Origin of the sequence: Pseudomonas sp. GZD-209 (assembly GCF_049310485.1) — a bacterium.
In the GTDB taxonomy this organism is placed as follows: domain Bacteria; phylum Pseudomonadota; class Gammaproteobacteria; order Pseudomonadales; family Pseudomonadaceae; genus Aquipseudomonas; species Aquipseudomonas sichuanensis.
In genome coordinates this window covers 1-6,640 of record NZ_JBMOWQ010000108.1, presented here as the reverse complement: position 1 = coordinate 6,640, position 6,640 = coordinate 1, and the positions used below count along the sequence as shown (strand labels likewise).

The 6,640-nt window shown below is 63.9% G+C and carries 7 protein-coding genes; 2 read left to right on the top strand and 5 right to left on the bottom strand.

What is annotated here, in order from left to right; genetic code table 11:
* Positions 1–86: 86 nt before the first annotated feature.
* The 5 genes from ACO6VM_RS13790 to ACO6VM_RS13770 form a co-directional block, all read right to left on the bottom strand.
* Positions 87–620 carry a DUF3299 domain-containing protein gene (locus tag ACO6VM_RS13790; RefSeq protein WP_167409845.1) on the bottom strand — a complete coding sequence of 178 codons (534 nt, stop codon included), beginning with the start codon at positions 618–620 and terminating at the stop codon, positions 87–89.
* Between the two features lie 50 nt (positions 621–670).
* On the bottom strand, positions 671–916 hold the full coding sequence (locus ACO6VM_RS13785) for a GlsB/YeaQ/YmgE family stress response membrane protein (RefSeq protein WP_050707557.1): 246 nt from the start codon (positions 914–916) through the stop codon (positions 671–673).
* Between the two features lie 96 nt (positions 917–1,012).
* Positions 1,013–2,095, bottom strand: a complete 1,083-nt coding sequence (locus ACO6VM_RS13780) for a 5-(carboxyamino)imidazole ribonucleotide synthase (protein ID WP_401055896.1) — start codon at positions 2,093–2,095, stop codon at positions 1,013–1,015.
* 10 nt (positions 2,096–2,105) lie between these two features.
* Positions 2,106–2,597: a 5-(carboxyamino)imidazole ribonucleotide mutase gene (gene purE, locus ACO6VM_RS13775; RefSeq protein ID WP_110995095.1), complete on the bottom strand. Its 492-nt coding sequence runs from the start codon at positions 2,595–2,597 to the stop codon at positions 2,106–2,108.
* 171 nt (positions 2,598–2,768) lie between these two features.
* Entirely contained in the window at positions 2,769–3,698 is a 930-nt protein-coding gene (locus tag ACO6VM_RS13770) for a LysR substrate-binding domain-containing protein (RefSeq protein WP_110995094.1), read from the bottom strand.
* Positions 3,699–3,879: 181 nt separating this feature from the next.
* On the opposite strand from ACO6VM_RS13770, the gene aspA reads away from it, so the two are divergent.
* Together aspA and ACO6VM_RS13760 are read left to right on the top strand one after the other, a co-directional pair.
* Entirely contained in the window at positions 3,880–5,304 is a 1,425-nt protein-coding gene (gene aspA, locus ACO6VM_RS13765; protein WP_031314847.1) for an aspartate ammonia-lyase, read from the top strand.
* Between the two features lie 261 nt (positions 5,305–5,565).
* On the top strand, positions 5,566–6,558 hold the full coding sequence (locus ACO6VM_RS13760; protein WP_401055899.1) for an AraC family transcriptional regulator: 993 nt from the start codon (positions 5,566–5,568) through the stop codon (positions 6,556–6,558).
* The last annotated feature ends 82 nt before the right edge of the window (positions 6,559–6,640 follow it).

Below are 6,640 nucleotides of genomic sequence, written 5' to 3'. Positions count from 1 at the left end.
TCCTTTTCGCGGGTAAACCCGCTCCCACAGGTTATGCGGCGGCATGTGGGAGCGGGTTTACCCGCGAAGAGGCCGGCCCAGGCAAGTCAAAGATCGGCATCCTCCACCACCCTCACCTTCCCGGCATCCAGCGCATAGGCCGCATCGGCCAGGTCATTGCTGACCTTCTCCACCTTCAACTGCCCGGTCACCCACAGCGGTGTGTAGATATCGTCGATCTTCAGCCCTTTCGGATAGCGCACCAGCACCAGCTGGTTCGGTGGCGGCGGCGGTACATGGATGCAGGCGCCGGGGTACGGCACCAGGAAGAACAGGGTGCTGTTGCCCTTGGCATCGCTCTCCAGCGGCACCGGGTAGCCGCCCAGGCGGATCTGCTTGCCGTTCATGGCGGCCACGGTCTTGGTCGAGTACATCACCGCCGGCAGGCCCTTGCTTTGCTTCAGGCCACCCTTGGCAGTGAACACGCCCTGGGCTTCGGGGGAGTTGTGGTCGATCTCGGGCATCTGCTCGAGGGCCTTCTGGTCCGACTTGGGCATCAGCTCCAGCCAGTCGGTCTCGGGCAATTCGGCATGGGCCAGGGTGCTGGCAAGCAGCAGGGGGATGAGGAAAAACGCACGCATGGAAATGCTCGGCAACTCAGGTTTGAATTGCCGAGCATTCTAGCCTGTGTTCAGTTCTTCTTGATGAAGCCGTAGATCACCAGAAGGATGATCGCGCCGACCAGGGCCCCGAAGAAGCCAGCGGCCTGCCCGGCCTGGTAGATGCCCAGGGCCTGTCCGCCATAGGTGGCGGCCAGGGAGCCGGCGATGCCGAGGAGGATGGTCATGATCCAGCCCATGCTGTCGTCCCCTGGTTTCAGGAAGCGCGCCAGCAGGCCGACGATCAGGCCGATGAAGATGGTTCCAATGATGCCCATGGCAATCCCTCTAAGGTGAAAGTGGAACAAGCCAAAGCCTAGACAGCGCTTTGGCTTGTTGCCATTTCAGAGGGTCGGTTGCCTCAGGAAGTTCGCTCAGCCGGCGATCAACGCCTCTACTTCGGCGATCTTGGCTTTGAGCGTGGCCATGTCCTGGCAACGCAGGGTGGCGTGGCCGACCTTGCGCCCGACCTTGAAGGCCTTGCCGTAGTGGTGCAGGTGGCAATCGTCGATGGCGATGACCTTGTCCACTGCCGGCACTTCGCCGATGAAGTTGAGCATGGCGCTTTCGCCGACCTTGGCGGTCGAGCCCAGCGGCAGGCCGGCAACGGCGCGCAGGTGGTTCTCGAACTGGCTGCACTCCGAGCCTTCGATGGTCCAGTGCCCGGAGTTGTGCACACGCGGGGCGATTTCGTTGGCCTTCAGGCCACCGTCGACCTCGAAGAACTCGAAGGCCATCACGCCGACGTAGTCCAGCTGCTTGAGCACGCGGCCGACGTAGTCTTCGGCCAAGGCTTGCAGCGGGTGCGCATCGCTGGCCACCGACAGCTTGAGGATGCCGCTGTCGTGGGTGTTGTGCACCAGCGGGTAGAAGCGGGTTTCGCCATCGCGGGCGCGCACGGCCACCAGCGAGACTTCGCCGGTGAACGGCACGAAGCCTTCCAGCAGGCACGGCACGCTGCCCAGCTCGGCGAAGGTGTCGATTACGTCTTCCGGTTTACGCAAGACCTTCTGGCCCTTGCCGTCATAACCCAGGGTGCGGGTCTTGAGCACGGCCGGCAGGCCGATGCTGGCCACGGCGGCGTCGAGGTCGGCTTGCGAGAGGATGTCGGCGAAGGCTGGGGTGGGGATCCCCAGGTCACGGAACATGCTCTTCTCGAACAGGCGGTCGCGGGCGATGCGCAGGGCTTCGGCGCTCGGGTACACCGGCACGAACTGCGAAAGGAAGGCGACGGTTTCCGCCGGCACGCTTTCGAACTCGAAGGTCACCAGGTCGACTTCGTCAGCCAGCTGGCGCAGGTGGTCCTGGTCACCGTAGTCGGCGCGCAGGTGCTCGCCCAGGGGGGCGGCGCAGGCGTCCGGAGCCGGGTCGAGGAAAGCGAAGTTCATGCCCAGCGGGGTGCCCGCCAGGGCCAGCATGCGGCCCAGCTGGCCGCCACCGATTACACCGATCTTCATATCGTCAGCCTCAAGCCTGGCGCGGGTCTGGATTGTCCAGCACGGTGTCGGTCTGCTCCGTGCGGAACTGCTTGAGCGCCGCGTGGAACTGCGGGTGCTTGGCACCGAGGATGCTCGCCGACAGCAGGGCGGCGTTGATCGCGCCGGCCTTGCCGATGGCCAGGGTGGCCACCGGGATACCGGCCGGCATCTGCACGATCGACAGCAGCGAGTCGACGCCCGAGAGCATCGACGACTGCACCGGCACGCCCAGCACCGGCAGATGAGTCTTGGCGGCGCACATGCCCGGCAGGTGGGCGGCGCCACCGGCACCGGCGATGATCACCTCGATGCCACGGCCTTCGGCCTCATCGGCATACTGGAACAGCAGATCCGGGGTGCGGTGGGCGGAAACCACCTTCACTTCGTAGGGAATGCCGAGTTTTTCCAGCATATCGGCGGTGTGGCTAAGGGTGGACCAATCGGACTTGGAGCCCATGATCACGCCAACCAGTGCACTCATCGTCGAGCCTCTTCGCTTGTGCGCCCGCAGGCGCGTCAAAAAACAACAAGCCACGCGGGACGACCGGCGTGGCTTGTTTGCTGATCTGGACCGGAGCTATCCGGTCGAAAGGCCGCGCAGTATAACGTAACGCAGGCCCATCACGGCACCCCCGGCGACCAACTGTCGGCCTTATTTTTCGGGGCTTTGGCTGACTTTCGGGTCAACTGAACCGCCTTCCAGCTTGCGCCATAGCAAACGCACGTTGGCCTTGCGCACCAGGGCACAGCGATAGAGGCGGATTTCCAGCGGCACATGCCACTGGCTGGCGCCACAGACCACCAGCTCGCCACGTTCCAGCTCGCCGCGCATGGACAATTTGGGCACCCAGGCGATGCCCATGCCTTCCAGCGCCATGCTTTTGAGACTGTCGGCCATGGCCGTTTCATACACCGTGGTATAGCGCAGGTTGCGTTGGCGCAGCAGCAGGTTGACCGAACGGCCGAGGAAGGCACCGGCGCTGTAGGCCAGCAACGGCACGCTGCCCTCGCCTTCCAGGTCGAACAATGGCTTGCCATCGGGGCCCACCGCACACACCGGGAGCATTTCGGTGTTGCCCATGTGCAATGAAGGGAAGATTTCGGCGTCCATCTGCAGCGCGGCGTCCGGGTCGTAGAACGCCAGCATCAAATCGCAGCCGCCCTCGCGCAATGCATGCACCGCATCACCCACGTTGGTGGCCACCAGGCGGGTGGCGATGTTCAAGCCGTCGTTGCGCAACTGGGCTACCCAACGTGGGAAAAACCCCGAGGCCAGCGAGTGCGCCGCCGCCACTTGGATCACCTCGCCCTGCCCACCTTCAAGATGATGCAAATGGCGAAGAACTTCGCTCAACTGGTCGACAACAGTACGCGCAGTGACGAGAAACAGCTGCCCGGCCTCGGTCAGTTCGATGGGCGTGCGGGAACGATTCACCAAGGTCAGCCCCAAGGCCGCTTCCAGGCTGCGGATGCGCCGGCTGAAAGCTGGCTGGGTGACGAAGCGGCGCTCGGCCGCTTGCGAGAAACTGCGGGTTGAGGCCAGGGCACTGAAGTCCTCCAGCCATTTGCTTTCGAGGTTCATCGACTACTCCGCAACGCGTGCACCAAAATGGAACACGCTCGATTGTCAATCGGCGTCACATCAAACCGTATGCCGTTTGTGCATAGGTTAGCGTGCAACAGCATTGGCCGCCAAATCTGGCCAGCCCTAGCATTGGCGGCATTCCGGCAGGTGCCGGGTCAAAATCGAGATGATATCCATCATGTCCTCCGCTGCATCGTTCCGCGTCGAAAAAGATCTGCTTGGTACCCTTGAAGTCCCTGCCGATGCCTACTACGGCATCCAGACTCTGCGCGCTGCCAACAACTTCCACCTCTCCGGTGTTCCGCTGTCGCACTACCCGAAACTGGTAGTCGGCCTGGCGATGGTCAAGCAGGCAGCTGCTGACGCCAACCGTGAGCTGGGGCACCTGAGCGATGCCAAGCACGCCGCGATCAGCGCAGCCTGCGCACGGCTGATCAAGGGCGACTACCACGAGCAGTTCGTGGTGGACATGATTCAAGGCGGTGCTGGTACTTCCACCAACATGAACGCCAACGAAGTCATCGCCAACATCGCGCTGGAGGCCATGGGCCACCAGAAGGGTGAGTACCAGTACCTGCACCCGAACAACGATGTGAACATGGCGCAGTCGACCAACGACGCCTACCCGACCGCGATCCGTCTGGGTCTGCTGCTGGGCCACGACGCCCTGCTGGCCAGCCTCGACAGCCTGATCCAGGCCTTCGCTGCCAAAGGTAAAGAGTTCGACCACGTACTGAAGATGGGCCGCACCCAGCTGCAGGACGCCGTGCCGATGACCCTGGGCCAGGAATTCCGCGCCTTCGCCACCACCATGACCGAAGACCTGCAGCGCCTGCGCTCGCTGGCTCCGGAACTGCTGACCGAAATCAACCTGGGCGGCACCGCCATCGGTACCGGCATCAACGCCGACCCGGGCTACCAGATGCTGGCCGTTCAGCGCCTGGCGATCATCAGCGGCCAGCCGCTGGTGCCAGCTGCCGACCTGATCGAAGCCACCTCCGACATGGGCGCCTTCGTGCTGTTCTCCGGCATGCTCAAGCGCACCGCGGTCAAGCTGTCGAAGATCTGCAACGACCTGCGCCTGCTGTCCAGCGGCCCACGCACCGGCATCAACGAGATCAACCTGCCGGCGCGTCAGCCAGGCAGCTCGATCATGCCAGGCAAGGTCAACCCGGTTATCCCGGAAGCCGTCAACCAAGTCGCCTTCGCCATCATGGGCAACGACCTGGCGCTGACCGTCGCCGCCGAAGGTGGCCAGCTGCAGCTGAACGTGATGGAGCCGCTGATCGCCTACAAGATCTTCGACTCGATCCGCCTGCTGCAACGCGCCATGGACATGCTGCGCGAGCACTGCATCGTCGGCATCACCGCCAACGAACAGCGCTGCCGTGAACTGGTCGAGCACTCGATCGGCCTGGTCACCGCCCTGAACCCTTACATCGGCTACGAAAACGCCACCCGTATCGCCCGCGTTGCCCTGGAAACCGGCCGCGGCGTACTGGAACTGGTGCGCGAAGAGAAGCTGCTGGACGAAGAGATGCTCAACGACATCCTGCGTCCGGAAAACATGATCGCTCCACGTCTGGTTCCGCTGAAGGCGTAACCCGACCGTAGCAAACAGTCTCACCAGGTCGAGGGACTAGACACCTCTCAACCTTTCAAGGGCCCGAGCGCACGCATCGGGCCCTTTTTTTATGCGAATTTCACCCCCCCCTTGTGGGAGCGGCTTCAGCCGCGAAGCAGGCGGCGCGGTACATGGCACCGGCTGCGCCGGTGTTCGCGGCTAAAGCCGCTCCCACAGTAGCAACACTCTCCGGCACACAACTTGCTCCATAATGCCCCTCAGCCCCACGGGACACCGAGCATGCTGCACAGCCACCTCACCACCCTAAATGCCGTTTCGCTGATCCTTCAGGTGTTCCAGGAACAAGACGTGGACGCGCAGCAGCTGCTCGCCGGCAGCGGCATTGGCCTGGCAGACCTTGAGCACCCGGACGCCCGCATCACCACCCAGCAAGAGCTGCAGGTGTGCGCCAACGCCCTGGCCCGGCGCGAGGACATCGGCCTGGAACTGGGCCGGCGCATGCATGTGTCGTGCTACGGCATGCTCGGTTACGCGCTGCTCTCCAGTGCCACTTTGGGTGACGCCCTGCGCCTGGCGCTGACCTTTCCGGCACTGCTGGGAACAGTCTTCCAGTTGCGCCTGGTGGATGATGGCCAGCGCGTCTGGCTGAGCGCCAGCGACCACTACGACGCGCCAGGGCTGGCTGCCTTCAATGCCGAGTTCTGCCTGGTGTCGCTGAAAGTGATCTGCGACGACCTGCTCGGCCGCCCGCTGCCCTTGCTGGCGGCACGCTTCGAACACCCCCGCCCCGCTTACCACGCGCTCTACGCCGGTGCATTCGCCTGCCCGCAGGGTTTCGATGCGGGCGACAACGCCTTCGCCTTCGAACGCCGCTGGCTGGATATGCCGCTGCCGCTGGCCGACCCGATCACCCACAAGGCGATGAGCGAACGCTGCCGGCGTTTGAACCTGGAGTTCACCGGGCGCCAGGCCTGGCTGGGGCGGATTCGCCAACTGTTGCTCCAGCAGCTGGATGCGGCGCCCGGGCTGGAGGGCCTGGCGCGGCAGATGAACTGTTCGTCGCGCACCTTGCGCCGGCACTTGCAGGCGCTGGGCAGCAGTTATCAACAGCTGCTCGACGAGCTGCGCTTCGAGCGGGCCAAGCAATTGCTGGCCGAGGACCAGATGCCGATCTATCGGATTGCCGAAACGTTGGGGTTCAGTGAGACCGCGAGTTTCAGGCATGCCTTCCAGCGTTGGAGTGGTGTGGCGCCGAGCCATTTTCGCGGTTGACCTGAACCGGCCCTGGTGGGGGGGGGGGGGGGGGGGGGGACGGGGGGAAAAGAGGAGGAGCGGGGGAGGGGTCGCTTTCACC